The 25885-nt window shown below is 35.8% G+C and carries 21 protein-coding genes and 1 pseudogene; 18 read left to right on the forward strand and 4 right to left on the reverse strand.

Annotated features, from left to right (window positions below; all coding sequences use genetic code 11):
* Window positions 1–112: pseudogene (locus FTU00_RS10430) on the forward strand (IS982 family transposase); the annotation flags it as partial.
* A gap of 195 nt (window positions 113–307) precedes the next feature.
* Here the strand turns inward: FTU00_RS10430 and FTU00_RS10435 are convergent.
* From FTU00_RS10435 to FTU00_RS10445, 3 genes are read right to left on the reverse strand one after another with little or no spacing between them, the layout of a single operon-like run.
* A complete protein-coding gene (locus FTU00_RS10435) occupies window positions 308–2497 on the reverse strand; it encodes a polysaccharide biosynthesis tyrosine autokinase (protein WP_180179671.1) in 2190 nt (729 codons plus the stop codon).
* Window positions 2498–2532: 35 nt separating this feature from the next.
* Entirely contained in the window at window positions 2533–2961 is a 429-nt protein-coding gene (locus tag FTU00_RS10440; protein WP_034706709.1) for a low molecular weight protein-tyrosine-phosphatase, read from the reverse strand.
* Entirely contained in the window at window positions 2961–4061 is a 1101-nt protein-coding gene (locus FTU00_RS10445; protein WP_180179672.1) for a polysaccharide biosynthesis/export family protein, read from the reverse strand. Before FTU00_RS10445 ends, FTU00_RS10440 begins: the two co-directional genes overlap by 1 nt.
* Before the next feature lie 295 nt (window positions 4062–4356).
* Between FTU00_RS10445 and tviB the strand changes: the two genes are divergently transcribed.
* The 17 genes from tviB (at window position 4357) to FTU00_RS10530 (ending at window position 24358) form a co-directional block, all read left to right on the forward strand.
* Window positions 4357–5634: a Vi polysaccharide biosynthesis UDP-N-acetylglucosamine C-6 dehydrogenase TviB gene (gene tviB, locus FTU00_RS10450; RefSeq protein ID WP_180179673.1), complete on the forward strand. Its 1278-nt coding sequence runs from the start codon at window positions 4357–4359 to the stop codon at window positions 5632–5634.
* 18 nt (window positions 5635–5652) lie between these two features.
* Window positions 5653–6675 carry an NAD-dependent epimerase/dehydratase family protein gene (locus tag FTU00_RS10455; RefSeq protein ID WP_180179674.1) on the forward strand — a complete coding sequence of 341 codons (1023 nt, stop codon included), beginning with the start codon at window positions 5653–5655 and terminating at the stop codon, window positions 6673–6675.
* Between the two features lie 34 nt (window positions 6676–6709).
* Entirely contained in the window at window positions 6710–7999 is a 1290-nt protein-coding gene (locus FTU00_RS10460; RefSeq protein WP_257229807.1) for an oligosaccharide flippase family protein, read from the forward strand.
* Window positions 8000–8005: 6 nt separating this feature from the next.
* Window positions 8006–9481, forward strand: coding sequence for a hypothetical protein (locus FTU00_RS10465; protein ID WP_180179676.1), 1476 nt, complete (start codon window positions 8006–8008; stop codon window positions 9479–9481).
* Between the two features lie 5 nt (window positions 9482–9486).
* A complete protein-coding gene (locus FTU00_RS10470; protein WP_180179677.1) occupies window positions 9487–10593 on the forward strand; it encodes a glycosyltransferase in 1107 nt (368 codons plus the stop codon).
* Window positions 10594–10628: 35 nt separating this feature from the next.
* Window positions 10629–11801, forward strand: coding sequence for a hypothetical protein (locus FTU00_RS10475; protein WP_180179678.1), 1173 nt, complete (start codon window positions 10629–10631; stop codon window positions 11799–11801).
* Window positions 11802–11823: 22 nt separating this feature from the next.
* Window positions 11824–13005, forward strand: coding sequence for a glycosyltransferase (locus tag FTU00_RS10480; RefSeq protein ID WP_180179679.1), 1182 nt, complete (start codon window positions 11824–11826; stop codon window positions 13003–13005).
* Window positions 12998–14143 carry a glycosyltransferase gene (locus tag FTU00_RS10485; protein WP_180179680.1) on the forward strand — a complete coding sequence of 382 codons (1146 nt, stop codon included), beginning with the start codon at window positions 12998–13000 and terminating at the stop codon, window positions 14141–14143. The genes FTU00_RS10480 and FTU00_RS10485 overlap by 8 nt, the downstream gene beginning before the upstream one ends.
* Window positions 14136–14744: a sugar transferase gene (locus FTU00_RS10490; protein WP_180179681.1), complete on the forward strand. Its 609-nt coding sequence runs from the start codon at window positions 14136–14138 to the stop codon at window positions 14742–14744. Before FTU00_RS10485 ends, FTU00_RS10490 begins: the two co-directional genes overlap by 8 nt.
* The gene (locus FTU00_RS10495) at window positions 14744–15397 is read left to right on the forward strand and encodes an acetyltransferase (RefSeq protein ID WP_180179712.1); all 654 of its coding nucleotides are present in this window, start codon (window positions 14744–14746) and stop codon (window positions 15395–15397) included. The genes FTU00_RS10490 and FTU00_RS10495 overlap by 1 nt, the downstream gene beginning before the upstream one ends.
* A gap of 31 nt (window positions 15398–15428) precedes the next feature.
* Window positions 15429–16598 (forward strand): DegT/DnrJ/EryC1/StrS aminotransferase family protein, encoded by a 1170-nt coding sequence (locus FTU00_RS10500; RefSeq protein WP_180179682.1) that lies wholly within the window; start codon window positions 15429–15431, stop codon window positions 16596–16598.
* Between the two features lie 135 nt (window positions 16599–16733).
* On the forward strand, window positions 16734–18608 hold the full coding sequence (locus tag FTU00_RS10505) for a nucleoside-diphosphate sugar epimerase/dehydratase (RefSeq protein ID WP_180179683.1): 1875 nt from the start codon (window positions 16734–16736) through the stop codon (window positions 18606–18608).
* Between the two features lie 26 nt (window positions 18609–18634).
* Entirely contained in the window at window positions 18635–19510 is an 876-nt protein-coding gene (galU, locus tag FTU00_RS10510) for a UTP--glucose-1-phosphate uridylyltransferase GalU (RefSeq protein WP_180179684.1), read from the forward strand.
* Window positions 19511–19525: 15 nt separating this feature from the next.
* Complete coding sequence (locus tag FTU00_RS10515; protein ID WP_180179685.1) at window positions 19526–20782, forward strand: nucleotide sugar dehydrogenase; 1257 nt, start codon at window positions 19526–19528, stop codon at window positions 20780–20782.
* Window positions 20782–22437, forward strand: coding sequence for a glucose-6-phosphate isomerase (gene pgi / locus FTU00_RS10520; RefSeq protein ID WP_180179686.1), 1656 nt, complete (start codon window positions 20782–20784; stop codon window positions 22435–22437). The genes FTU00_RS10515 and pgi overlap by 1 nt, the downstream gene beginning before the upstream one ends.
* Window positions 22438–22459: 22 nt before the next feature.
* The gene (galE, locus tag FTU00_RS10525) at window positions 22460–23476 is read left to right on the forward strand and encodes a UDP-glucose 4-epimerase GalE (RefSeq protein WP_180179687.1); all 1017 of its coding nucleotides are present in this window, start codon (window positions 22460–22462) and stop codon (window positions 23474–23476) included.
* 6 nt (window positions 23477–23482) lie between these two features.
* Window positions 23483–24358 (forward strand): beta-1,6-N-acetylglucosaminyltransferase, encoded by an 876-nt coding sequence (locus tag FTU00_RS10530; protein ID WP_180179688.1) that lies wholly within the window; start codon window positions 23483–23485, stop codon window positions 24356–24358.
* Window positions 24359–24431: 73 nt separating this feature from the next.
* On the opposite strand, the gene FTU00_RS10535 is transcribed toward FTU00_RS10530, so the two are convergent.
* Window positions 24432–25802 (reverse strand): phosphomannomutase CpsG, encoded by a 1371-nt coding sequence (locus FTU00_RS10535; RefSeq protein ID WP_180179689.1) that lies wholly within the window; start codon window positions 25800–25802, stop codon window positions 24432–24434.
* Window positions 25803–25885: the final 83 nt, after the last annotated feature.

A 25885-nucleotide genomic window follows, 5' to 3' on the forward strand; every position in this document is an offset into this window, starting at 1 on the left:
CAAAGCACGTAGTGTTCATGGATTTCTAGGAGGGATTTACGCGTCCTTGTGTGCATATCAACTGATCCATAAAAATAAGCCAACAATTCAAATTATGAAGTCATCGGCTTAAGCAGGATTCGGGTTATATTAAATACTATTTTTAATTTTATCAGTTATTATAAGACTATAACTAATTTCATAGTGAGATAAATATAAAAAAGCTTCAAACTAATTTGATTACTCTAACTTAGTTTGAAGCTTTATAATAGCAATTAATTTATCCTTATATTTTAAGTAAATTTAATTGCTATAAATTAAATTTATCTTAATCACCATCTTTTGAAGCCTTATAAGCATACGCATAGTTATATCCGTACCCATAACCATTACCTGGCCCTTTTTGTACATCATTAAGAATAACACCATTAACTTTCACATTAGCCTGTTCAAAACGAGTGACAGTAATTTCAAGCTCTTTAATTTGTGTTTTACCATGACGTGCAATTAATAGATTCACACCAGCATATTGTGCAATGATGATACCATCAGTTACGGCTAATATCGGCGGAGTATCAATCAATACGTAATCAAAACTAGCTGAAGCTTGCTCGAGAAAAACTTTGAACTTATCTGTACTGAGTAATTCAGATGGATTTACTGGACTTTTACCTCGAGTAACAAAGAACAAGTTATCAACCTGTGAGTTTTGAACTACATCTTCATAGCTATTTTGATGATTTAATAGTTCGGATAAACCTGGTTGTACTTCTTTATTAAAATATTTATTTAAATAACCACGACGTAAATCACCATCAATCACTAATACGCGACTTCCGCCTTGAGCCAAAATAGTCGCTAAATTGGTAGTAATAAATGACTTACCAATTTCAGGAGCTGGACCTGAAAGTGCAATAATATTATTTTTGGCATTGCTCAAAGCAAAATGGATTGCAGTACGCATACTGCGTAAGCTTTCAATTGCAATATCACTACTATCTTTAACCGCAAGAATAGGGATGCTCTTTTTCTTTTTCAGTAAATTGACGCGACTTTCTTGGAGAGGAGATCGAGGAACTGTTGCATATACAGGCAGATCTAACTCTCTTTCAATTTGTGCTGAATCCTTGATTCCTGAACGCATCATATTGCGCAATAAAGCAAGTAATGTTCCTAAAAAACCGCCTAAGAAAATAGATAAAATTATAATTTGTAATTTCTTTGGTTTAATCGGTTCAATTGGTTCTACGGCAGTATCAACAATACGTACATTACCAATTTCACCGGCTTTAGCGATGCGAAGTTGTTGATAAGTATTAAGTAATCCGGTATATAACTGTTGTTTAACTTCAACCTCACGATAAAGTTGTAAGTAACGACGTTGTAAATCAGGAAGCTGCTTTAAAGTATTACTCAATGCTGCAATTTTACTATTAATTGCACCGAGTTGAGCATTCATTTGTTCCATTACTGGATGTTCTTCAGTATAACGTGCAGAAGCTTCAGCAACTTTAAGTTCAAGTTCAGCTTTTTGTGTTTCTAGAGCAATACTTTGAGTCAAATACAGTTCTGATTCTTTAGTTAAGTCCACAGTATTATATTGTTGACGGAACTGGTTAAATTCACGTTCTACCTGATCTAGCTGTTGGCTCAACTCAGGGAGTTGTTCATCTAGAAACTTCAATGTTTGGGCAGATTCAGCTGAACGACGTTCAATATTTTGCTGGCTATAGGCTGTTAAGATGGCATTCAATACTTGAGTAATATGCTGTTTATCTTGGCCCTGATAATTTAATCCAAGTACACCCGTCATTTTACCTTTTTCAGCCACTGAATAATTATTAAGTATGCGTTGCACTGCTGCAGGTAAAGTCAGCTTTTTAATATTATAAGTAGAATCTAAGGGATCTTTGCTATAAATGGCGACTTTCCAAAGACCATATCTTGATTGAATTTGACTGGTTTGGTTTAAAGGAGCAGTAAATATAATGTCATTTGTTGCTGCATCAGTTAAATTATATTTATTATGATCGAAACTTAATAACAGATTTTTGTTTTTATAATAGTTTGGAATATTAAACTGTCTTACATCAAAGCTCTGTTGATTATCTTTGAAGAGTACTGATTTTGTCGTATATTGGATATCATAATTATGATTTTTTAATAATCGATTCCAGATCGAATCTTCAGTACCAGAAATTACAAGGTCTAAGTTTAACTGGTTAATTACTGAACCAAGCACAAGACGTGATTTTAAAATCTCGATTTCAGCTTGAGCCGGAGATTTTTGCTCAATCATATTAGAAAGGTCACCTAATAAAGCTGCTGATGCACCTTTATTATCTTCTACTTGTACCAGGGCATCTACGTTATAGGTATCTGGAGTGATCCTTAGATATAATAAAGCTGCAATTAAACTCAATAATATACAGATCGTGATCAGTTTCCATTGAGCAATTAAGGAAAAAAATAATTCCTTCAGATCAATAGTATCTTCGGTATTGGCAGTTTGGCTCATAATTTAAATATCAAAAAGTGAAAATATTAAAAAACTTAAATATATTTTTTCCAGTCAGTAATGCAGTCTTGAATCAATCTACAAGTTTCATCAAAGACTGTTTGATCATGCTGATAAGGATCGGCAATATTTTTACTTTGCCAATGCCCCAGTCTAAAGGTTTTACCTTTAGCAAAAGGCCAGGTTTGTTCTATATGCTTTTGCTGATTTTGGCTCATAACTAATATTAGGTCGGCTTTTTTAATGAGTTCTGCATTTAGTTTTTTTGCAACATGAGGACTCATATCAATTCCAAAGCGTTGCATACACAGACTCGCTTTTTCATCAGCTGCATGACCAATTAAACCAGAAATACCTGCAGATTCAATATTTAAATGAGGATATTCCTGTTTTAAAAAATATTCTGCCATTGGGCTACGACAAATATTACCAATACAGACCACTAAAATATTGTTAATTTTCATTAGTTCCCCAAACGATCTAAATTATACAATGCATTTGAGAAAGGAATAACCTGGTTAACTACACGTTGCCAGCGTGCAAGACCTGAAGCATCTACATAAACAATATCATTGCTACGCATTTTAAACTGATTTGCTAGGCCAAAGTCCCCAATATTACTGAGATCCATATGATATATTTCTGTCATTGGAGAATTGATATTACTACGTACTACATAGATTTTGCTGCGACTAGCAGAAAGTGGATTTAATCCCAAGCTTTCCCCAATTACATCGCTAAGACTCATGCCTTGATCCCTTATAGGTAGTGACTGGTTTTTACCTGACTCACCCATAACGTAAATTTTTTGATTCTCACGATTATTGACATATAGGGTGTCATTAGGCTGTATTAATAAATTATGTAGAGAGAATCCGGCTTTTTCTAATTCTAAGGTATTCAAACTATAGGAACGTCCCTGACGGACTAATGTAATAGATGTATTATCACCTTGTTGAGGATTGATACCACCTGCCATTCCTAATGCTGTATAAACGCTCACAGGTTGGTCGTTGAGATAAAACTGGCCACCTTTTACAACATTGCCCTGAACCGAATATCTTTTACCTTGATATGATAATACCCGAACGATGACATCCGGAGTCTTTAAGTAACGTGATAACTGGCTACGTAATTCACGATTGACCTGAGCTACTGATTTTCCTGAAGCTTGATAGCGTCCAATAATTGGAAAATGAATATAGCCATCTGAATCGATCTGGAAGCCATTCGCTTGTGCAGACTGGTCACTCGTAATATTACTTGCAGAGGTAAGTTCTGGATAAGCCCATAAATAGATAGATAAAATATCACCCGGACTCAACTGGTAGCTGCGGTGTGATGTACTAAAAAGATGAGCATATTCTTGTTGAATATTATGTACAGCAGGCTGAGCAGCCATAATTGATTCTTGATCTAGCTTAATGACATTTACTGTAGTACCGAGATCAGTTTGGTAAACACCCTCACTAGGTAAGTCATTTGTTTGTAGACCAGAGGTGATTGCACACCCTGTAGTGGTGATACCACATGCCAATAAAACAGCTAATTGAAAGTGTCGCACAGGCTTTCCTAAATATTAATTTTTAGATTCATTTAAATTGAAGTTATTCTACCGAAGTTACTGGTTATATACATAACAATTTGTAACTTATTACCAGTTTTTTTAAAGGGAAAAATTAGGTTTATAACAGATAATAATTGTATTAAATAAAATACCAAATTTTTACAAAAAATATACATTACTTTATATTTTAAGTTATTTGAGCACAAATCATAATAGAAATTTTATTGTTTTCTGATACTATTCGTGCCGGAAGATTTAATCTCTATAAGCACAGTATAAATAAGGCGTTGACATGCTATCTATTGCAGATTTAAAAATTGCGGTGATTGGTTTAGGTTATGTAGGTTTGCCACTTGCAGTAGAATTTGGAAAAAACTTACCAGTTGTAGGGTTTGATATTCACAAAAAACGGATTGATGAACTAAAAGGTGGGCAAGATCATACATTAGAAGTATCTCCAGAAGAACTCAAACAAGCTATTCATTTAAGCTATTCTGCTAATTTAGAAGATTTAAAAAATTGTAATTTTTTTATTGTCACTGTTCCCACACCAATTGATGAATTTAAACAGCCTGATTTAACACCATTAGTAAAAGCATCAACAAGTATTGGTAAAGTACTCAAAAAAGGTGATGTGGTTGTATATGAGTCCACAGTGTATCCTGGTGCAACTGAGGAAACTTGTATTCCTGTTTTAGAACAGGTATCTGATCTGAAATTTAATCAGGATTTTTTTGCAGGTTATAGTCCAGAGCGAATTAACCCAGGTGATAAGCTTCACCGTGTGACTAATATTCTAAAAATCACCTCAGGCTCAACTCCTGAAGTCGCTGAGTTCGTTGATCAAGTATATAATTTGATTATTGAAGCAGGTACGCATAAAGCAACCAGTATTAAAGTAGCTGAAGCTGCAAAAGTCATTGAAAATACCCAACGTGATGTCAATATTGCTTTAATTAATGAGTTGGCAGTAATTTTTAATAAGATGGGAATTGATACTGAAGCAGTATTACAAGCTGCAGGTACCAAGTGGAATTTCTTACCTTTCCGCCCAGGTCTAGTGGGTGGTCACTGTATTGGTGTTGACCCGTATTATTTAACGCATAAAGCACAAGCAATTGGCTATCATCCTGAAATTATTTTAGCGGGTCGTCGTTTAAATGATGCGATGGGTGCTTATGTTGTCACTCAGCTTGTGAAAGCAATGATTAAGAAAAAAATTCAGGTAGAGGGTGCTAAAGTTTTGGTGCTTGGTTTGAGTTTTAAAGAGAACTGCCCAGATATTCGTAATACGAAAATTATTGATATTGTGCATGAACTGCAAGAATACCATATCCAAGCTGATGTTTATGATCCTTGGGTAGATGTAGCTGAAGCACAGCATGAATATAACATCACTCCAGTTCAGCAATTAGAACAAGGTCAGTATGATGCTGTCATTTTGGCTGTAGCACATGATCAATTCAAAACTATGGGTGCTACTGAGATTCGCGCTTTAGGCAAGCCAGAGCATATTTTATATGATTTAAAATATGTATTAGATCAATCAGAATCTGACATTCGTCTGTAATTTCTAGGGACTATAAGCATGAGCCAATATCAAACTGTATGTAAGCAATTAAAGCAAAATCCTAAAACTTGGTTAGTCACAGGAGTTGCAGGCTTTATTGGCTCTAACCTTTTAGAAACTCTATTAAAACTTAATCAAAATGTGGTGGGACTAGATAACTTTGCCACTGGTCATCAGCATAATTTAGATGAAGTTCAGTCTTTGGTTACACCTGAGCAATGGGCTCGATTTAACTTCACTCAAGGTGATATTCGAGAGTTTGCCGATTGCCAAAAAGCCTGCCAAGGTGTGGACTATGTGCTGCATCAAGCAGCGCTTGGTTCTGTTCCACGCTCTATTGCTGATCCAATTACAACCAATGCAACTAATATCAGTGGTTTCTTGAACATGTTGACAGCAGCACGAGATGCTGAGGTATCAAGCTTTACATACGCAGCCAGTAGTTCAACTTATGGTGACCACCCAGCCTTACCAAAGGTAGAAGAAAATATCGGAAATCCATTATCACCGTATGCAGTCACCAAATATGTGAATGAACTATACGCTGATGTTTTTGCCCGTACGTATCAATTTAAAACGATCGGTTTGCGTTATTTTAATGTCTTTGGTCAACGTCAAGATCCCAATGGTGCATATGCAGCAGTGATCCCAAAATGGACAGCAGCCATGATTGCGGGCGATGATGTATTTATTAATGGCGATGGTGAAACCAGCCGAGATTTCTGTTTTATTGAAAATACGGTTCAAGCCAATATTTTAGCGGCAACTGCATCTGATGAAGCTAAAAACCAAGTGTATAATGTGGCTGTAGGTGATCGTACAACTTTAAATGATTTATTTAATGCCATTAAAGCGTCATTAAATGCTAATGGTGTGAGCTATTCAAAACAACCTGTTTATCGTGACTTTAGAGCTGGGGATGTAAGACATTCGCAAGCAAGTATTGAAAAAATTAAAAATCTGCTTAGTTATAATCCTAATTTTGTTATTTCACAAGGAATTGATTTAGCAATGCCTTGGTATATCAATTTTAGAAAATAAATAATAAAATGTAGAAATTTAATTCGTGAAAAAAATGAATCTGATAAGGTTATTCTCCATAAGTGCTAATATTAAGTTTTTTAATATTGGAGCAGGTTTAATTACAACTATTCTATTGTCAAAAGTTTTGCAGGTAAAAGATTTTGGCACTTATGCATTTATCCTTTCAATGTTAACAATTTTGACAATACCAGCAGTAATGGGGGTTCCAGAAGTTGTTGTAAGGGAGGTTGCAAGAATTTCTAGTACAAATAAATTAGAGGAATTAAATTTATTATTTAAATGGATTAAGAAAACTATTTTAATAACTAGTTCTTTTTCCATTATGATATTTCTTATATTTATATTTGTATATAAGAAAGATGTGATTCTTAAAGAAAACGTTAGTTTATTATTTTTTTTAATAATATGTATACCAGTAATGGCTGTAAATTCCATTAGGTCTTCAATAATAATAGGCTTAAATCATGTTTTACTGGGTCAAATTATAGATAATATAGTGAGGCCGATTATTTTAATGTTAATGCTTGTATTTTGCTATCTTTTGGTGGTGGATTATGTGAGTATAAATACAGCTATACTTTTATATTTGATTTCTTTATTGACAGCAATGATATGTGGTTTATTTTTATTAAAGAAAAAAATGCCATGCATGGATAATATAACGGAAATTAATGAGCAGGGGAAATATAAGGAATGGACTTTGAGTGCACTTCCTTTGGCATTAGTTTCTGGGATTTATATAATAAGTCAACAAGTCGATATTTTGCTACTAGGACTATTATCTTCATTTGAGAGTATTGCGATATATAAAATTGCTGCCCAAATAGGAGTTTTCGTAATTGTAGGGCAGCAGATTTTAAGGTCGATATTAGCACCAAAATTTTCAGTTTTATGGCAAAAAGGCGATCTACAACAGCTACAAAGAATAACTATATTTTCGAGTAGAATAAGTTGCACTATTGCTTTGCTTATTAGTTTTATATTTTATTTCTACGGGAAATTTTTTTTATCATACTTTTTTGGAGAAAATTACCTATTAGCTTATGAGCCATTGTTGATATTGTGCTTCGGGCAAATCATAAATGCAGCTTGTGGTTCAACAGGTATCTTATTAAATATGTGTGGTAAAGAAAAAGAAAGTATTAAGGGATTGTTAGTAGGTTTATCTGTTAATATTATTTCAGGATTTATCTTAATTCCAATATATGGTGTTTCTGGTGCAGCTATTGGTGCCGCATTAGGAGCAATTACATGGAATTTGTGTTTATGGTTAATAGTAAGAAAGCATATCGGTATAAAGCCTACAGCTTTTGGAGTGTAGAGTTAAATGGTTAATTTGAGCGATATAGCTAATAAGGGTCTGATTGAAAAACGCCTAGTCAAACACTTAAATAAAGATTCAATAGTTTTTAAGATTAATGCTAAAGAATTAATCACTCCAAATAGATTTGATATATGTTTTAAACTATCATATCTGGATATGAAGGAGAGAAATCTAGAATTCGCTAAAGAAATTTATTCCTCACATATTGAAGCCTTTGGTTTGGGTGAGTATTCAGAGCCTGAAAAACCTAATAAAAAAGATCTTGATACTTTTTTAAATGAATTTGAATTAATTTATACAAAGATGAAAGATTATGGCTTTGACGATACAGATTCAGTAATACCCATAGCTAAAGATGGGTCTATCCTAAATGGCTCTCATAGAGTTGCCTGTGCAATCAAATTAGGTATTGATGTAGTTTGCGTAAAATTAGATGTGATTCCATCTAACTATGATTTTAATTTTTTTAAAAAAAGATTAGTTTCTTGGGGATTAATGCTTTCTTCAGTGGAGGCACTTCAGCGATATAAATCTAATATACATACAGCTATTATCTGGCCTGTAGCTAAAAATAAAGCACTTGAAGTCTTCAAAAATAATATTAGCAAAATATATTTACATGAATCATATGATTTAAATGTAAAAGAAGGAGCTGGTTTAATTCGTCAAGTTTATCAGGGAGAAAAATGGCTGGGTAGTGCTTATAATAATTATGAAGGGGCAGCCAATAAAGCTTCTTTTTGTTGGGGAGAAAAAAGTAATCAATTGGATATGATTATCTTTGAAATACAGGATAATATTATCGAAATGAAAGAAAAAATCAGGGAACAGATTGGAATTGGAAAACATTGTATACATATAAGTGATTATGAAAACGACTCAGCTATGATATGGCGATCATTACTAAATAAAAATTTTCATACTTTTCTGAAAAATGAAATTTTTTTAAAATCTATCAATAAAGACAATAAATTAAAAATTCTCCAACAGGAATTGAAGGAAATGAAAATATTACCTGAATCATTCTGTATTGTTGGGAGTATGACTTTAGAACTTTTTGGCTTAAGAGAGTCGAGGGATATAGATTTATTGATAGATAGTAATTGCACTTGTAATATTGGTGAAAACAAAATATTTGATGTTGATAATTTTAAGTTCGATCTAATTGGTTTGAGCAATATGCTAATTATTTATAATCCAATTTATCACTTTTGGTATAATGATGTAAAGTTTTTAAGTATAGACGTTCTTTATAGCTATAAGGCGGAGCGCTATAGTTTAACTCAGGATTTTAAAGATAAAGCTGATATTGAAATGATTGAGCATGCTTTAGATGATAGTTCATCTATAGATATTAATTTTATATACGGGAAATTATTCATAGCTAAAGAAAAATATAAGCGCAAATTTAAGAAAAACTTAAAGATTTTTCTTTCTAAGATCGGTCTACTTGAATTAGTAAAAAGGATATTGAGATAATAAATATGAAAGTGCATCTTATTACCCTAGCTGCTTTTCCATATACTTCTGCAGAAAGTATTCATTTGGCCATGTTTAGTAAAGCTATGGCAAATTCATGTCAATATACACTAATAACTCCATTAAAACCTTGGAGAAAAATGACATGGAGTAAGAGTTTAGATAAATTTTATGGAATCAATGATAACTGTTTTCAGCAAAAAAAAATTTTTCAGTTCAGTAGAACAGGGAAAGATTTTGTTGAAAAAGCATTAAAATTTTCAATAAAAGAACATGCTTTAGTTTATGCAAGACAATATATAGTAATGTTTGAAGCCTGTAAAAAAGGTTTAAATTGTGTATGGGAAATACATTCTCTTCCTAGTATTTCGCAACTTAAACAAGTAGAAATATTTATTTCTAACGGTTTATTAAAAAATATTGTTGTCATAAGTTCGGCTTTAAAGTTTGATATAATTTCTAATTTAGATATTAATTACAATTATGATAATATATTCATAGTTGCACCAGATGCAGCAGATGAAACAAAATTTTCACCAAAAGATCAAATTAGTGATAAGCCTGTAGTAGGTTATATAGGAAGTGCATATAAAGGTAAGGGCGCAGAAATCATATTTCCATTAGCGACATCTTGTCCAAATATAAAATTTTTATTTTATGGAGTGGAGTATGGACAGAAAGAGATCGAATATTTAGGTATCCCACCGTCAAATCTTGAATTAAAGGGAAAGATTCTTTATTCTGAGATACCAGATGCATTAAATAATTTTGATATAGCATTATTGCCTAATCAGCCAAATGTAATAGTGGCAAATGGTGATAATATTGGAAAATATACATCTCCTATGAAATTATTCGAGTATATGGCATCAGGTAAAGCAATCATATCATCAGATCTTGATATTCTTAAAGAGGTTTTAGTAAATAATAGAAATGCTATTCTAGTGGATTATAAAGATGTTAATGCATGGAAAATAGAATTAGAAAAATTATATATAAATAAGGATTTAAGGTTGCGTTTAGGCTTGAATGCCTATCAAGACTTTATTACATCTTATACATATAAAGCTAGAGCAAAAAATATCTTGTTATGTTTGAGTGAAAAAAACTAATTTTTCTATCTATAAAGCTTAGTTGGTCTATCAATATGTTGAAATTTATTTTATTTTTTTTACTATTCAATGCATTGTATGGTCCAAGATTAAATATTCTAGATTTAATGCTTTTTTTTAATCTAAGCATTTTTACCTTATATATAGTTCAAATGTTTATCAATGGAAGAATATATGGTTCTAAAAAAATATTAATATCATTAGTATTTTTGCTTTTTATGTCTTGTGTACATTATTTATATGTAGGTCTAGTGGAGTTTACTTTATTAGATTTGATTATCAAGACAATATTATACTTTTTATCTGCCTCATTTTTGGTATATTGGTATAATAAAATCTATGATTCTGATAATTTTGTTATATTGAGGCATATATTATATGCAACTTTCTTAAATGCTATATGTGTGATAATCGCATTTTTCTATAAACCTTTTCAAATATTCTTATCAAATGTTCTTAATTATGAAAAACAATTGAATTGGGTTGAAACTGAGCACAGAATTTTTGATATAAGCTTGGGTGGTGGTGCCACAGCATCTTTTACATTTGCTATAGTTTTTTTAATGGGTTTAGCATTACCTAAGAGTTCTAGACCACCAGTATTCATTTTTTTAATGAGTACCATAGCAGTAGCTGCTGCACTTATGGGGCGTACGGGGCTTTATTTTATTTTAATTTATGTATTTTTTAATCTTTTAAAAAATATTTTAAATTTTAAGTATATTTTTTCTTATATTCTATCTGGCTTTCTTTTATTTGTCATAGGTATCTATAATTATTCCAAGATTATGGAAACTGAATATTTTTTATGGGCTTCTCAAGGTATCTACGAGGAAAATGGAACTTTCAATACATTGAAGAAAATGTGGTTTTTACCTTCAGATAATTTGATATTTGGAGATGGTTATTTTGGTAGAGTTTTTCCTAATATTATATATTCTGATGTTGGTTATATTCGTGTAATTCATGCTATTGGTTTTGTTGGATTGTTTTTGCTGTATGGTTGGTTAATATATTTATTATACTTATCTAAATCTAGTTTTAGAAAAGTTTTGAACCCTAATATGAAAAATATTTTCACTATTATTATTTTAATGATTTTATTAATTAATTTTAAAGAGCTGCACTTTGCTTCTCGGGGAACTTTACTGATTTTGTTTGTAGTTTTTTTGGTTTGTCAAGAGCATAAACGTAAATCCGCATATTAATTTTTTGAGCTTAAGTTTATTTATGAATTTACCTTACATTCTTTTTATTCATGATCACAAGTTTTTGGATCAAAATGGTGTTTATTATTCTGAGGGTAAGTTTAGTAACTCAGTTTTTTCACGTTATAACAGTTTTAATTGCAATATTAATGTTATTTCAAGGGTAATAAAAGTTAAAAATTGTGATCATTTAAACGAAATAACCAATACTAATATTTGTTTTAAGTTTGTCTTTGGAATTGATTTTTCTTCTATATTTACAAGATATTTATTTAAAAATGTTTTAATGATCATGAGAGAGGTTAAAAAATCAGATGCATTAATTATAAGGTTGCCCAGTTTTTTGGGTGTTTTTGCATTGTTAATTAATTTATTCTATCGGAAAAAATATTTTATAGAGTTTGTTGGTGACCCAAAAGAATCTCTTTTAATGTCAAAAACTAAAATAAGTTATTTTTTTAGGTTTCTTGTTGGCATATTTAATATATTAAATATTTTTTTTGTAAAGAAAGCAGATGGTGTTATATATGTAACAAAATATGATTTGCAAAACAAATATCCTACTACTAATATGCAATCATTTGCTTCAAATGTGGAAGTAGATATTCCAAAATTAGAATTTAATCTAGATAATTATAAATTGAAACATAATAAAATTATAAAGGTTGGGATGATAGGATCATTTAATAATGAATATAAAGGTATAGATACAGCTTTTAAAGCAATAAAAGACTTGAAAGAGAAAAATATTATAGTGAATTTTCATATTTTAGGCTCTGGGAGTCTAAAAGAAAAATATATAAATTTAGCAGAAAAACTCCATATTAGTGATTTAGTATATTTTGATGGCTCATTATCAGGCGGTAAAGAAGTATTAAATTGGCTAAAAGATTTGGATATTTATATTCAACCTAGTCGTACTGAAGGACTGCCAAGAGCCTTAATAGAAGCGATGAGTGTGGGGCTACCATGTATAGCAACTAATGTAGGTGGAATTCCAGAATTACTAAGTGAAAGAGATTTAATAAGTAAAGATGATTATTTAGCTTTAGCTAAAAAAATTTCTGATTTTTCAAATTCTGATACACTAAGGTTTGAAGCAGGTGGACGTAACTATCATAGCGCATTAGATTATGATTCGGTTAAACTGAATAAAAAGCGTTCCGATTTTTGGAGAAAAGCTGCTGAGATTGTATATGGATAATATGACGAAAAATATCAAACTATGTATGATTATAACAGATGCAATTTCTTTTAATGCTTTATGTAAAGGACAACTAGAGTATCTTTCTAAAGATCAAAAATTCGATATCACGCTAATTTGTGGTGGTGATGAGAAACAAATAGAAATACTGCGTGCTCGTAATGTGGGTCGTGTTATTACTATGCCTTTACTTAGAAAGCCTAATATAGTTCAAGATATTAAATGTCTATTGTTGCTCTGGAAATATTTAGCTACGCATAGATTTGACCTAATTATTTACTCCACACCTAAAGCACTTCTATTAGGCGGCTTAGCTAGCTTTTTTAGTTTTCAAAAAAATAGAATAGCTTTAGTAAGAGGTCGTGTTTATGAAAATTACACAGGAAAGAAAAGAGCTTTCTTTAGTTTATTAGATAAGTTGAACCTTGCTATTTCTCATAAAGCAATTTTTATTTCAGATTCTTTAAGAAATATCTACGTACAAGAAAAAATTATTTCGAAAAGAAAATCTGTTCTTTTAGGTTGTGGTTCATCTAATGGCGTAGATACTAAAAAGTTTTTTCCTCTAGTTTCACAAGGTTCTCAAAATAAATTTAATATTATTATGGTAGGACGTATTTGTGAAGATAAAGGTATTAATGAGTTAAAACACTTATTATCGTTAATAGCTACATTACCTATTAATTTTACCTTGCTTGGAAAGGTAGAGGATATGCAGTCACAAAAGATAGTTGATGATTTGTTGCAAAAATATAAATTTTTAAATCATATTCAACATACAACGGATCCTATTGAATATTTCCAACAGGCCGATTTACATGTATTTTTAAGCCATCGTGAAGGATTTGGTAATGTCGCTTTAGAAGCAGCGAGTTGTAATGTACCTACTTTTGCCTATGATGTAACGGGTGTAAAAGACAGTGTAAATCACGGAGTAACTGGCTTAAGATTTGTTTTTAAAGATATACAGAGCATTGCGGCTGAAATAGAAAAAGCGGTTAAAGATCCTATCTTCTTTAAGGAAAAATTTTCTAAATCTAGAGATTGGGCAGTGCAAAATTTTGAACAAGAAAGAGTTTGGATGAATTATCTGAATTTTTATCAAGAAACTGTCAACAATGGGCTAGACCGTGATTAAACGATTACTCGATATTATTCTTGCAGGAGCTGCATTAATTATTCTCTCGCCTTTATATGCCTTTGTCGCCTATAAAGTAAAAAAAAATCTAGGTTCACCTGTAATATTTCGTCAAGTACGCCCAGGTTTACATGGTAAGCCTTTTGAAATGATCAAATTTCGCACTATGAAAGATGCTGTGGATGCCCAAGGCAATCCATTGCCGGACAGTGAACGTCTAACGGCTTTTGGTCAGATGCTGCGCTCTACCAGTCTAGATGAAATGCCGGAATTGTGGAACGTGATTAAAGGCGATATGAGTATTGTTGGTCCACGTCCATTACTGATGGAATACCTGCCGCTTTACAGCCCTGAACAGGCCAAACGCCATGATGTAAGACCGGGCATGACCGGTCACGCGCAGGTCAATGGCCGCAATGCAATTGGCTGGGAAGAAAAATTCAAGCTGGATACCTGGTATGTGGAAAATCAGTCCATTTGGCTCGACTTTAAAATCATGTTTAAAACCGTACATAAAGTTTTAGCAAAAGATGATATCAGTGCCGAAGGCGAAGCCACTATGACACGCTTTACTGGCTCACAAAACAAGGATGAAACATGATGACAGCTTTATATATTGGTATTTATGGTGCAAGTGGTTTTGGTAAAGAAGTTATGCCATTGGTTCGCCAGCAATTTCCAACCTTAGCCAAAGATAGCTTTGTTTTTATCGATGATGGCCAAGCCGGCAATAGTTTAAATGACTATGCTGTTTTAAGTTATCAGGATTTTCTTACTAAACCGAATACACATAAGGCTGTGACGATTGCTATCGCAAATAGTCAAGTTCGTGAAAAACTGGTTCAGCGTTTAAATGAAGACCACATTCAGCATCTAGATGTTCATGCAGGCAATACAGTTATTCTAGATGAAGTGCATATTGGTGAAGGAAGTTTACTTTGTCCTTTCACTTGTCTGACATCCAATATCAAAATTGGAAAATTCTTTCATGCCAATATTTATAGCTATGTCGCTCATGACTGTGTCATCGGTGATTATGTCACCTTTGCTCCCGGGGTGAAATGCAACGGCAATATTCATATCGAAGATCACGCCTATATTGGTACAGGTGCCGTGATTAAACAGGGTACACCTGACAAGCCTTTAGTGATTGGCAAAGGGGCAGTGGTGGGCATGGGGGCTGTGGTCACCAAGAGCGTTCCACCGGGTGTGACAGTAGTTGGCAATCCAGCACGCATTTTAGAGAAAAAATAAGTTTTTAAAGTTTTGAAAATTAGGAAGTATCATGTTAAACACTGCATTTGAACCATGGCCAAGCTTTACGCAAGAAGAAGCTGATGCTGTCTCCCAGGTTTTATTGTCCAATAAAGTTAATTACTGGACTGGACAGGAATGCCGTGAATTTGAAAAAGAATTTGCTCAATTTGCTGGCACACAATATGCAGTAGCATTGGCGAATGGTACCGTGGCTTTGGATGTAGCCTTGAAAGCCTTGGGAATCGGTGCGGGTGATGATGTGATTGTGACTTCACGTACTTTTCTGGCTTCAGCCAGTTCCATTGTGACCGCGGGAGCAAATCCGATTTTTGCCGATGTGGAAATGGACTCGCAAAATATCTCACGTCGTACGATTGAAGCAGTTTTAACGCCTAATACCAAAGCGATTATTTGTGTGCATCTCGCTGGCTGGATGTGTGATATGGATCCAATCATGCAGCTGGCTTCCGATAAAGGCCTGTATGTGATTGAGGATTGCGCCCAAGCCCATGGTGCTAAGTACAAAGGAAAATCTGCAGGTTCAATCGGTCATATTGGTGCCTGGTCATTCTGTCAGGATAAAATTATGACCACGGGTGGTGAAGGAGGAATGGTCACTACCAATGATGAAAACTTATGGAAAAAAATGTGGTCTTATAAAGATCATGGTAAAAACTTTGACAGTATATATAACAAACAGCATCCACCGGGATTCCGCTGGTTACATGACTCTTTTGGTACCAACTGGCGCATGATGGAAATGCAGGCTGTGATTGGACGGATTCAATTGAAGAAGATGTCCGAATGGACAGCACAGCGTAATGCAAATATGGAAAAAATTTATGCTGCATTTGCAGATAGCCCATATTTTACAGTTCATCGTCCATCAGATGATTATGTACATGCTGCCTATAAATGCTATGTACAAGTCAATACTGATGCTTTACCAGAAGGCTGGTCACGTGACCGAATCATGAATGAAATTAATGCCGAAAGTGTACCATGCTTTAGTGGGTCTTGTTCAGAAGTCTACTTGGAGCATGCTTTTGATGATACGCCTTGGCGTCCAAAAGAACGTTTAAAGAATGCTCAAAAACTGGGTGAAACCAGTCTAATGTTCCTCGTGCATCCAACGTTAACAGAAAATAATATTCAAACAACTAAAGATGTTATTCAGCAGGTGATTAGTCGCATATAATTCTCTAGGATTCAATCATGTAAAGTGTATCTTTATAGGTACACTTTAAACATTTATCCAAGTTTTTACCTCAATTCTCTCTAATATTTAATATGGGGTAAAAATTTATAAATAATTATTGAGAAGACACAGCAAGTGAAATCTATCATTCTACCTTTAGTTGAATCTCCACGTGCGGCTAAACAGACATTTTTAGTTATTTTGGACTTCTGCATATTTCCCGTCCTGATCTGGCTTTGCTATGCCATTCGTCAATTCGATCTGGGTGCAGAAGTCGTTCCCAATATTCCTTTTGGTACAGTTTGGGTTAGTGCCATTGCCGTATTGGCTTTATTTGTTTGTGGTGTTTATCGTTTTATTGTTCGTACTTTTAATGAATTTTTTATTGTTAAATTAGGGCTGGCCACTGTTCTGGCAGTCATCGGTTTGTATCTGCTTGCGTATGCCACACATGCATTCATTCCTACTTCTATTCCTTTGATGTTTGGCTTCATGATGTTTGCCTGGGTCTGGTTTAGTCGGGGATTGATCCGCTTTATTGTCCGTTCATATCTATATGCAGGAGTATCGAAAAAACGGATTGCGATTTACGGTGCAGGTTATGCGGGACAGCAGGTTGCAGCAACTTTAAATCGTTCTAATGAACATTTACCAGTCATGTTTATTGATGATAATCCTTCATTGAGCGGTCAGAATATTGGAGGAATTCAAGTTTATGCACCAGAAACTGCATTAAAATCTTTTACCAAACTTCGCATTGATGAAATTCTGATTGCACTTCCTTCAGTGGGACGTATCCGCAAAAGCGAGATCGTAAAATTCTTAGAACCTGCACATTTAAAAATTACTGAAATTCCAGGGCTGACTAAACTGGTCAATGGTGAAATTCGAGTTTCTGATATTCAGGAAGTTGATATTATTGACCTATTAGGGCGTGATCCAGTTCCCCCTGTCGCAGAGCTACTAGAAAAAAATATCAAAGATAAAGTCGTGATGGTTACAGGAGCAGGAGGCTCCATTGGCTCAGAGCTATGTCGTCAAATTATTAAAAATCAACCGGTAAAACTTATTATCTATGAGCTGACAGAGTTTGCTTTATATAGCATCGATAAAGAGTTACGTCTTAGTGCCAACTGTGAAATTATTCCAATTCTAGGTTCGGTAGTGGATGAAAGTAAACTGGAACGGGTCATTGAGCAATATGGTGTTCAAACTGTCTATCATGCTGCTGCTTATAAACATGTTCCTTTAGTAGAATGTAATCCATTGGCTGGCTTAAAAAATAATGCTATAGGGACTGCCTTTAGTGTTAATGCTGCAGTGAAAAAAGGCGTCGAAACCTTTGTACTGATTTCGACTGACAAAGCGGTACGTCCGACCAATGTCATGGGTGCGACCAAACGTATGGCAGAGCTTTATTGTCAGGCTATGGCGGAAGCACAGAATCAAACCCAAATTAGTATTGTACGTTTCGGGAATGTCTTGGGTTCATCGGGTTCAGTTGTTCCATTATTTAAACAGCAGATAGCTAAAGGTGGGCCTATCACCGTCACTGATCCTGAAGTGACACGTTTCTTTATGACGATTCCTGAAGCTTCGCAGTTAGTAATCCAGGCAGGAGCTTTAGGCACAGGTGGAGATGTATTCCTGCTCGATATGGGTGAACCGGTAAGAATCCAGGATCTGGCTCGTCAAATGATTTCACTGAGTGGCTTAAAGGTGAAAGATAACCAAAATCCTGATGGTGACATCGAAATCCAATACACAGGACTACGTCCAGGCGAAAAACTATATGAAGAGTTATTAATTGACCAGGAAAATACAGAGATTACTTCACATAAGCGAATTTTAAGATCAGTAGAAAAGCATTATCCTTTAGCTGAGATTCTGGAAGTATTTAATCGTATGCATGTGCTGACAGCGACTCAGCGTGATGTGGACTGGGCGTTAATGCAGCTTGAACATTATGTCGATGGTTATCAGCGTGGCCAGGAAATTAAAGTAAATTAAATTTGGAAATAATTAGGTTGAATAACATGATTAAAAAGGCAATTCTCCCTGTTGCAGGACTTGGTACACGTTTTTTACCAGCCAGCAAATCCATTCCCAAAGAAATGGTGACGGTAGTTGATCGTCCGGCCATTGAATATGTGGTAAAAGAGGCGATTGCGGCTGGAATTGAGCAAATTATTTTGGTGACGCATTCTTCCAAAGCATCGATTGAAAATTACTTTGATCGTAATTTTGAACTTGAAACTACACTTGAGCAAAAAAATAAAACCGATTTGCTTAAAGAAGTTACTGAAATTTTACCCCCACATGTTAGTGTGATTAGCGTACGTCAGCCACAACCTTTAGGCCTTGGTCATGCGGTACTTTGTGCTAAAGCTGTCATTGGTGATAATGACTTTGCTGTCCTGTTACCGGATGTTCTGGTTAAGGATCAAGATACTCAAAATGACCTGTCTCGCATGATTCAACGTTATGAACAGTCTCGTGCATCACAAATCATGGTTGAAGCAGTTCCTGATCATTTGGTTGATCAATATGGGATTGTGGATGTGCCTGCTTCGCCTGCGGAAGGTGAAAGCACGGTGATGCAAGGGATTGTGGAAAAGCCGGCGATTGGTACTGCACCGTCGAATTTATCTGTGGTAGGTCGTTATATCCTTCCTGCAAAGATTATGCATTTACTGGAGCAGACACCGAAAGGGGCAGGCAATGAAATCCAGTTGACTGATGCGATTGCACTATTACAGAAAACAGAGGTGGTCGAAGCTTATCGGATGAAAGGTCAAACCTTTGATTGTGGTAGCAAGCTTGGTTATCTTAAGGCTGTATTACATTATGGCGTAGATCATCCTAAACTCGGTGCAGAGTTTAAAGCATTGATTCAGGAACTCGCCTTATAATAAAAAAGGGATATTATGAAAGTCGCAGTATTAGGAAAAACCTTATTCTCAGGGGTTATTTCAGCTCTATTGGCTGAATGTGGCCATCAGGTCGTATGGTGTAATAGCTTCAATACAGGTGAGCCTGCTCGAACTTACTTTCAGGATGAATCCTTACAACTATTATTACAAAAACAGGAAGAATCCGGTTTTTTAAACTGTTGTGATTTTCAGCATCTGAATTTTAATCAGGATGTCTTTTTCTTTAGTTTTAATGCGACAGAAGAGCAGCTGGCATTTCAGATGTTAAATACCATCCATCATGCCTGCTTTGCGCACCCTAAACTGATGATTAATGCATCCACCTTTGGTTTGCATGGTACAGCGCGATTCCAGCAACTTTTACCGAATGATGACTGGGTCTATCTTCCAGATATTATTCAGGAAGGAAATGCTATTCGCAGTTTCGTTCAAGCCACTCAACTGATTGTGGGTTGCGATCAACCTGATGTACAGCTCAAGGTTAGAGAGTTGTTACGTCCCTTGTTCCCTCGTGCCCAGCAATATCTGTTTATGCCTATTCTGGATGCAGAATTTACCAAGCTGAGTATTTCCGGCATGTTGGCTACCCGGATCAGTTATATGAATGATCTGGCAAGTGTCGCTGAAAAACTGGGAATTGATATTGAACAGGTCCGTCAGGGTATGGCGGCAGATAATCGTATTGGTTCAGCTTATTTATTTCCAGGTGTGGGCTTTGGTGGAGAAAACTTTTCTCATGATATCCGGACGCTGACTCACGCCGTGGCGGACTCTGGGGTAAAAAACCAGTTACTGGAACAGGTGTGGGATATCAATGAGCAACAGAAAGAGTTGTTATTCCGTAAGCTATGGAATTATTTCCGTGGAGACCTGCAAGGAAAAACAGTCGCCATCTGGGGAGCTGCATTTAAAGAAAATACCCCAAGTATCCAGCAATCTCCGGTACATGCCATGTTGGCAGCATTGTGGGCGCAAGGTGCAACAGTGAAACTGCACGATCCACAGGCTTTGACCAATATTGAACAGATTTATGGTCAACGTAGCGATTTAATTTTATGTGAAGACCAGTATCAGGCTGTAGAAGATGCAGATGCGTTGTGTTTAATCACGGCCTGGAAACAGTATGGTAGCCCGGATTATGCTTATCTCAGCAAGTTGATGCAGCATCCTTTGATTCTGGATGGACGTAATCTCTATGACCCTGCTTATATCAAGTCACGCGGTTTTAACTATATTGGGGTGGGACGTTGATGTTAGACCAGCTTAAATCAGACCAGAATACCAATAATGCTTATAAAAAGCTGAATTCTGTAAAAGAACAATTGAAATCGATCCATTTACGCCAACTCTTTGCAGCAGATCCTGAACGGTTTAACCAATACTCGGTACAATTTGAGGAGGTAGTTTTTGACTATAGCAAACATAGAGTCAATCATGATGCTGTGCAGCATTTGATTGAGTGGGCAGAGACACAAAATCTAAGATCTTGGATCGGGTCTTTATTTTCGACTCAGACGATTAACTATACTGAACAACGTGCAGCCATGCACTGGGCCTTACGTTTGCCGAAAGAGGACCAGCAGCATGAAGAACTGGCAGCTGAAGTTCATGCTCAGCTAGACCGTATGTATGCTTTGGTCGAGCAGATTCATGCCGGACAACGCCGTGGCGCTACCGGTGAAGTCATTCAGGATGTAGTGAATATCGGGGTAGGGGGATCTGACTTAGGGCCGTTAATGGTTAGTCATGCGCTCTCGGATTTCAAATATCAATCTGCCAAGCCACTGAATGTACATTTTGTTTCGACGATGGATGGTAGTCAGCTGTCTGAACTGCTACACCAGCTACGCCCGGAAACAACGCTTTTCATTATTTCTTCCAAGTCATTTGGAACGATTGATACCTTATCCAATGCTCAAACAGTGCGTTTATGGCTGGAAAAATCTTTAGGCCAGCATCCTTCTATCGTGAAGCATCATTTTATTGGGGTATCCACTAAACCTGAAAAAATGACAGCCTGGGGAATTGCACCCGAAAATCAGCTGTTGTTATGGGAGTGGGTCGGTGGGCGTTATTCTCTCTGGTCGTGTATTGGTTTGCCGATTGCACTCAGTATTGGAGTGGACGGTTTTAAACAACTGCTTGCCGGTGCTTATGCTGTAGATCAGCATTTCCAGTACAAGCCTCTGGAACAGAATATCCCAGTATTAATGGGCTTACTGGGTGCCTGGAATACGAATTTTCTGGATATTCAGACCCATGCGATCTTGCCTTATGATGGACGTCTGAAATATTTTGCATCTTATTTGCAGCAACTGGAAATGGAGTCTAATGGTAAATCCATCCAGCGCAACGGTGAAAAAGTACAGCTCGACACTTGCCCGATTATTTGGGGTGAAGTTGGGCCAAACGCTCAACATGCCTTTTACCAGTTGTTACATCAAGGCACCCAAGCGGTTAGTTGTGATTTTATCGCCCCAGTGAAGCGTTATAATAGTCAACAATATACCTACGTCGATAATGCTGATGCTCTGATTGAACAGCATCATCTGGCTTTATCTAACTGTTTGGCACAATCACGTTTATTGGCATTTGGTAATGATGCTTTGGATCAGACTGAATTGCAGGGCTTGCCAGCCTATAAACAATATGAGGGTAATCAGCCGAGCAGCACTATTTTATTACAGGAATTAAATCCTTATAGTCTGGGAATGCTGATTGCCTTGTATGAGCATAAAGTTTTTGTGCAGTCGGTGCTTTGGAATATTAATCCATTTGACCAATGGGGCGTAGAAAAAGGTAAGGAAATTGCCAATCAGTTATTGCCTATACTGAATGGTGAGCAAACTGATATTAGCGGTTTAGATGGTTCAACCCAGGGTTTGATTAAAATCCTGACAGCTTGATTAAAATTATAACAGGAAAGACATGGCTAAAATTTTAGTGACGGGTGGAGCAGGGTATATTGGTTCACATACCTGCTTGGAACTATTAAATACGGGGCATGACGTCGTAGTATTGGATAATTTATCTAATAGCTCGGTTGAGTCTTTAAATCGTGTCCAGCGGTTGGCTCAAAAAAGCCTGAAATTTGTAGAAGGTGATATTCGGAACAGTCAGATCCTAGACCGAATATTCCAGGAAAATACCATTGATGCGGTGATTCATTTTGCTGGCTTAAAAGCAGTTGGTGAGAGCCAGCAAATCCCTCTTAAATATTTTGAAAATAATATTTCCGGTTCAATTAGCCTGGTACAGGCCATGGAGCGTGCTGGAGTCTTCTGTCTGGTCTTCAGTTCTTCAGCCACTGTCTATGGGGAGCTCAACCCTTCACCTTATCAGGAAGATATGCCCTTAGGCATGCCCACCAATAACTATGGCTACACCAAAATGGTGGTTGAACAATTATTGGAGAAGACCGCTCAAGCCAATCCACAGTGGTCGATTGCCTTATTGCGCTATTTTAATCCGGTAGGTGCACATAAAAGTGGCCAGATCGGAGAAGATCCACAAGGTATCCCGAATAATCTGATGCCATTTGTCACACAGGTGGCGGTAGGGCGACGTGAAAAGTTGTCAATCTTTGGTCATGATTATCCGACTGAAGATGGGACATGTGAGCGGGATTTCATTCATGTTGTCGATCTGGCCAAAGCACATGTATTGGCGATTCAGAATCGTTTGCAACAAACGGGTTGTCGTGCCTGGAATATCGGTACAGGAAAGCCTATTTCAGTACTGGCAATCAAGAATACCTTTGAGCAAGTAAATGGAATAAATATTGCATTTGAATATGCACCAAGGCGAGCTGGTGATTTGGCCAGCTTCTATGCAGATAGCCGCCGTGCGACAGAGGAACTTGGATGGACGGCAGCTTATACTCTCGAGGATATGCTAGCTGATAGTTGGAACTGGCAAAAGCAGAATCCCCATGGATATGGATAATAAAATATGAATTTTATTTATGGGATTATGTGTCATCAATTGACTAATCCACTTGTTTATCTTGTAAATGAGCTGATTAAAAGTCCTCATAGTAAAATTTTAATTCATGTAGATAAAAAATCAGATCTTGATCATATAAAAAAATCGTTACCAAGCAGCTCACAAATAGAATTTTTGGTAGAAAGAGTGGATGTGTATTGGGGTGGCTATACTCAAATTGAGGCCACTCTAAAACTTTTAAATTATGCCAATCAATTTGAATATAATTATTTTTCTTTATTGTCCGGTGATGATATTCCATTAATGTCTATTGAAAGTATAGAAAAATATCTTTTAAGCAGTAATCAGGAATATATCGGTTATGAACTTCAAGCAGATCCAAGAAACCGGATTAAATATTTATATCCAGATTTCTTTTTTATTAAAGAAAAATCAATTTCAGAGAAAATTAAATGCAAACTAATTATTCTTTTACATAGGCTTGGTTTCTATACTCAAAATATAGAAAGATTGCCAAAACTATATAAAGGATCTTTATGGTTTATATTAAGCTATCAGGCGGTTCAATATATTTTGGATTTTATAAAAAATAATAAAGACTATGATTTGGCCTTTAGAAAATCACTGTGTGCCGATGAAGTATATTTTCACACCATTATTCAGAATTCATATTTTCAGGAAAGAATTTACCATCCGGAAGATGAGGAACAAGTATCGGAAGGGGGATTAAGATATATCGATTGGATGTCAGGACCAGATTATCCCAAAATTCTAGATGAGTCTGATTTTGATAAGATGAAACAATCAGGTATGTTATTTGCCAGAAAAGTGAAGGCAAATATCGATATAAATCTGCTCAAACAATATTTTCAATATTCATAATAAAAAGCCCCATTCAAAATGGACAGTTCGTCTAATCTGAAGGGACTTTTTAAGATTTTTCTAATAGTTAAAATTATCCCTGAATTAACTGGGTGAGCTCATCTACATAAGCCTGCATTGGACGAGGGTTCTGGTCACGACGGCTTTCAATATTTAAGCGTAGTAAAGGTTCAGTATTGGAAGCACGAACATTAAAGCGCCACGCCCCAAAGTTCAGGCTAACGCCATCTGTCTGATCGATTTCTGGTTGCTGGTCGGCATAATGATCAAAGATTTTTTGGATCGTCGCCTGAGTATCTGCGACTTTAAAGTTGATTTCACCCGAACAAGGAAATTTGGCAATCATCTCTTCAACTAGGGAAGATAGTGATTTTCCGGTTTCAGATAAAACCGCGATGGCAAGCAGCCATGGAATCATGCCACTATCACAATAAGCAAAATCACGGAAATAGTGATGAGCACTCATTTCACCACCATAGGCTGCGTTGTGCTCACGCATGACATCCTTGATAAAAGCATGTCCTGATTTAGATTGAATTGCTGTTCCTTGATATTGTTCGACAACATCAAAAGTATTCCAGACCAGACGTGGATCATGCACGATTTTTTCGCCAGCCTGTTTTAGCAAGAAGGCCTGTGCCAGTAGACCGACAATATAATAGCCTTCAATAAACTGCCCTTTTTCATCAAACAGGAAGCAACGGTCAAAATCTCCGTCCCAAGCAATACCCATGTCAGCTGAATGTTGAATCACCGCATCACGTGTACTGGCGCGATTTTCAATCAGAATCGGGTTAGGAATACCATTCGGGAAATTACCATCCGCCTCATGATGAATCTTAATAAATTCGACTGGAATATTGAGTTCTTTAAATTTAATCTCAATTGCATCAATCACGTGACCCGCTGCACCATTACCTGCATTCACCACCAGCTTCATTGGTCGGATTTTTGCTGGATCAATATAACTCATCAGGTGCTCGACAAATTCAGGCAGGATATTATATTTTTCTGTCGTACCCTTACTTGTAACTTCAGCGAATTCATTATTTTCAGCCAGTGCCTGAATGTCTTTAAGGCCGGTATCTGCGCTAATTGGACGGGCATTTTCACGGACCAGTTTCATTCCATTATAATCCATCGGGTTATGACTGGCAGTAATTTCAATGCCACCCTGAACCTCCAGATGAAATGTACCAAAGTAAACTTCTTCAGTGCCGGTCATACCCAGATCGAGGACGTCGACACCTGCATCATTTAAACCACGAATGGTCGCCTGTTTTAAATCTTCACTAGTCAGGCGTACATCACAGCCAACTACAACGGTTTTGGGTTGATAAATCTGTCCATAGGCACGACCAATGCGGTAGGCGATATCTTCATTTAATTCGGTACCTAACTTGCCGCGAATATCATAAGCTTTGAAACAAGAAAGTTTTTTCATAATTTATTATTTAAGAGTACAATTGAAAAATATATTCTAACCCAAATAAAGATTTTTACCATTCAGCTGGTTACATAATATTA

This window comes from Acinetobacter sp. YH12041 (assembly GCF_013419975.1).
GTDB lineage: Bacteria > Pseudomonadota > Gammaproteobacteria > Pseudomonadales > Moraxellaceae > Acinetobacter.

Coding starts and splice junctions, on each gene's coding strand:
- FTU00_RS10435 (WP_180179671.1), bottom strand. CDS start 2,497: ATGAGCCAAACTGCCAATACCGAAGATACTATTGATCTGAAGGAATTA.
- FTU00_RS10440 (WP_034706709.1), bottom strand. CDS start 2,961: ATGAAAATTAACAATATTTTAGTGGTCTGTATTGGTAATATTTGTCGT.
- tviB (WP_180179673.1), top strand. CDS start 4,357: ATGCTATCTATTGCAGATTTAAAAATTGCGGTGATTGGTTTAGGTTAT.
- FTU00_RS10455 (WP_180179674.1), top strand. CDS start 5,653: ATGAGCCAATATCAAACTGTATGTAAGCAATTAAAGCAAAATCCTAAA.
- FTU00_RS10460 (WP_257229807.1), top strand. CDS start 6,710: ATGAATCTGATAAGGTTATTCTCCATAAGTGCTAATATTAAGTTTTTT.
- FTU00_RS10465 (WP_180179676.1), top strand. CDS start 8,006: ATGGTTAATTTGAGCGATATAGCTAATAAGGGTCTGATTGAAAAACGC.
- FTU00_RS10470 (WP_180179677.1), top strand. CDS start 9,487: ATGAAAGTGCATCTTATTACCCTAGCTGCTTTTCCATATACTTCTGCA.
- FTU00_RS10475 (WP_180179678.1), top strand. CDS start 10,629: ATGTTGAAATTTATTTTATTTTTTTTACTATTCAATGCATTGTATGGT.
- FTU00_RS10480 (WP_180179679.1), top strand. CDS start 11,824: ATGAATTTACCTTACATTCTTTTTATTCATGATCACAAGTTTTTGGAT.
- FTU00_RS10485 (WP_180179680.1), top strand. CDS start 12,998: ATGGATAATATGACGAAAAATATCAAACTATGTATGATTATAACAGAT.
- FTU00_RS10495 (WP_180179712.1), top strand. CDS start 14,744: ATGACAGCTTTATATATTGGTATTTATGGTGCAAGTGGTTTTGGTAAA.
- FTU00_RS10500 (WP_180179682.1), top strand. CDS start 15,429: ATGTTAAACACTGCATTTGAACCATGGCCAAGCTTTACGCAAGAAGAA.
- galU (WP_180179684.1), top strand. CDS start 18,635: ATGATTAAAAAGGCAATTCTCCCTGTTGCAGGACTTGGTACACGTTTT.
- FTU00_RS10515 (WP_180179685.1), top strand. CDS start 19,526: ATGAAAGTCGCAGTATTAGGAAAAACCTTATTCTCAGGGGTTATTTCA.
- pgi (WP_180179686.1), top strand. CDS start 20,782: ATGTTAGACCAGCTTAAATCAGACCAGAATACCAATAATGCTTATAAA.
- galE (WP_180179687.1), top strand. CDS start 22,460: ATGGCTAAAATTTTAGTGACGGGTGGAGCAGGGTATATTGGTTCACAT.
- FTU00_RS10530 (WP_180179688.1), top strand. CDS start 23,483: ATGAATTTTATTTATGGGATTATGTGTCATCAATTGACTAATCCACTT.
- FTU00_RS10535 (WP_180179689.1), bottom strand. CDS start 25,802: ATGAAAAAACTTTCTTGTTTCAAAGCTTATGATATTCGCGGCAAGTTA.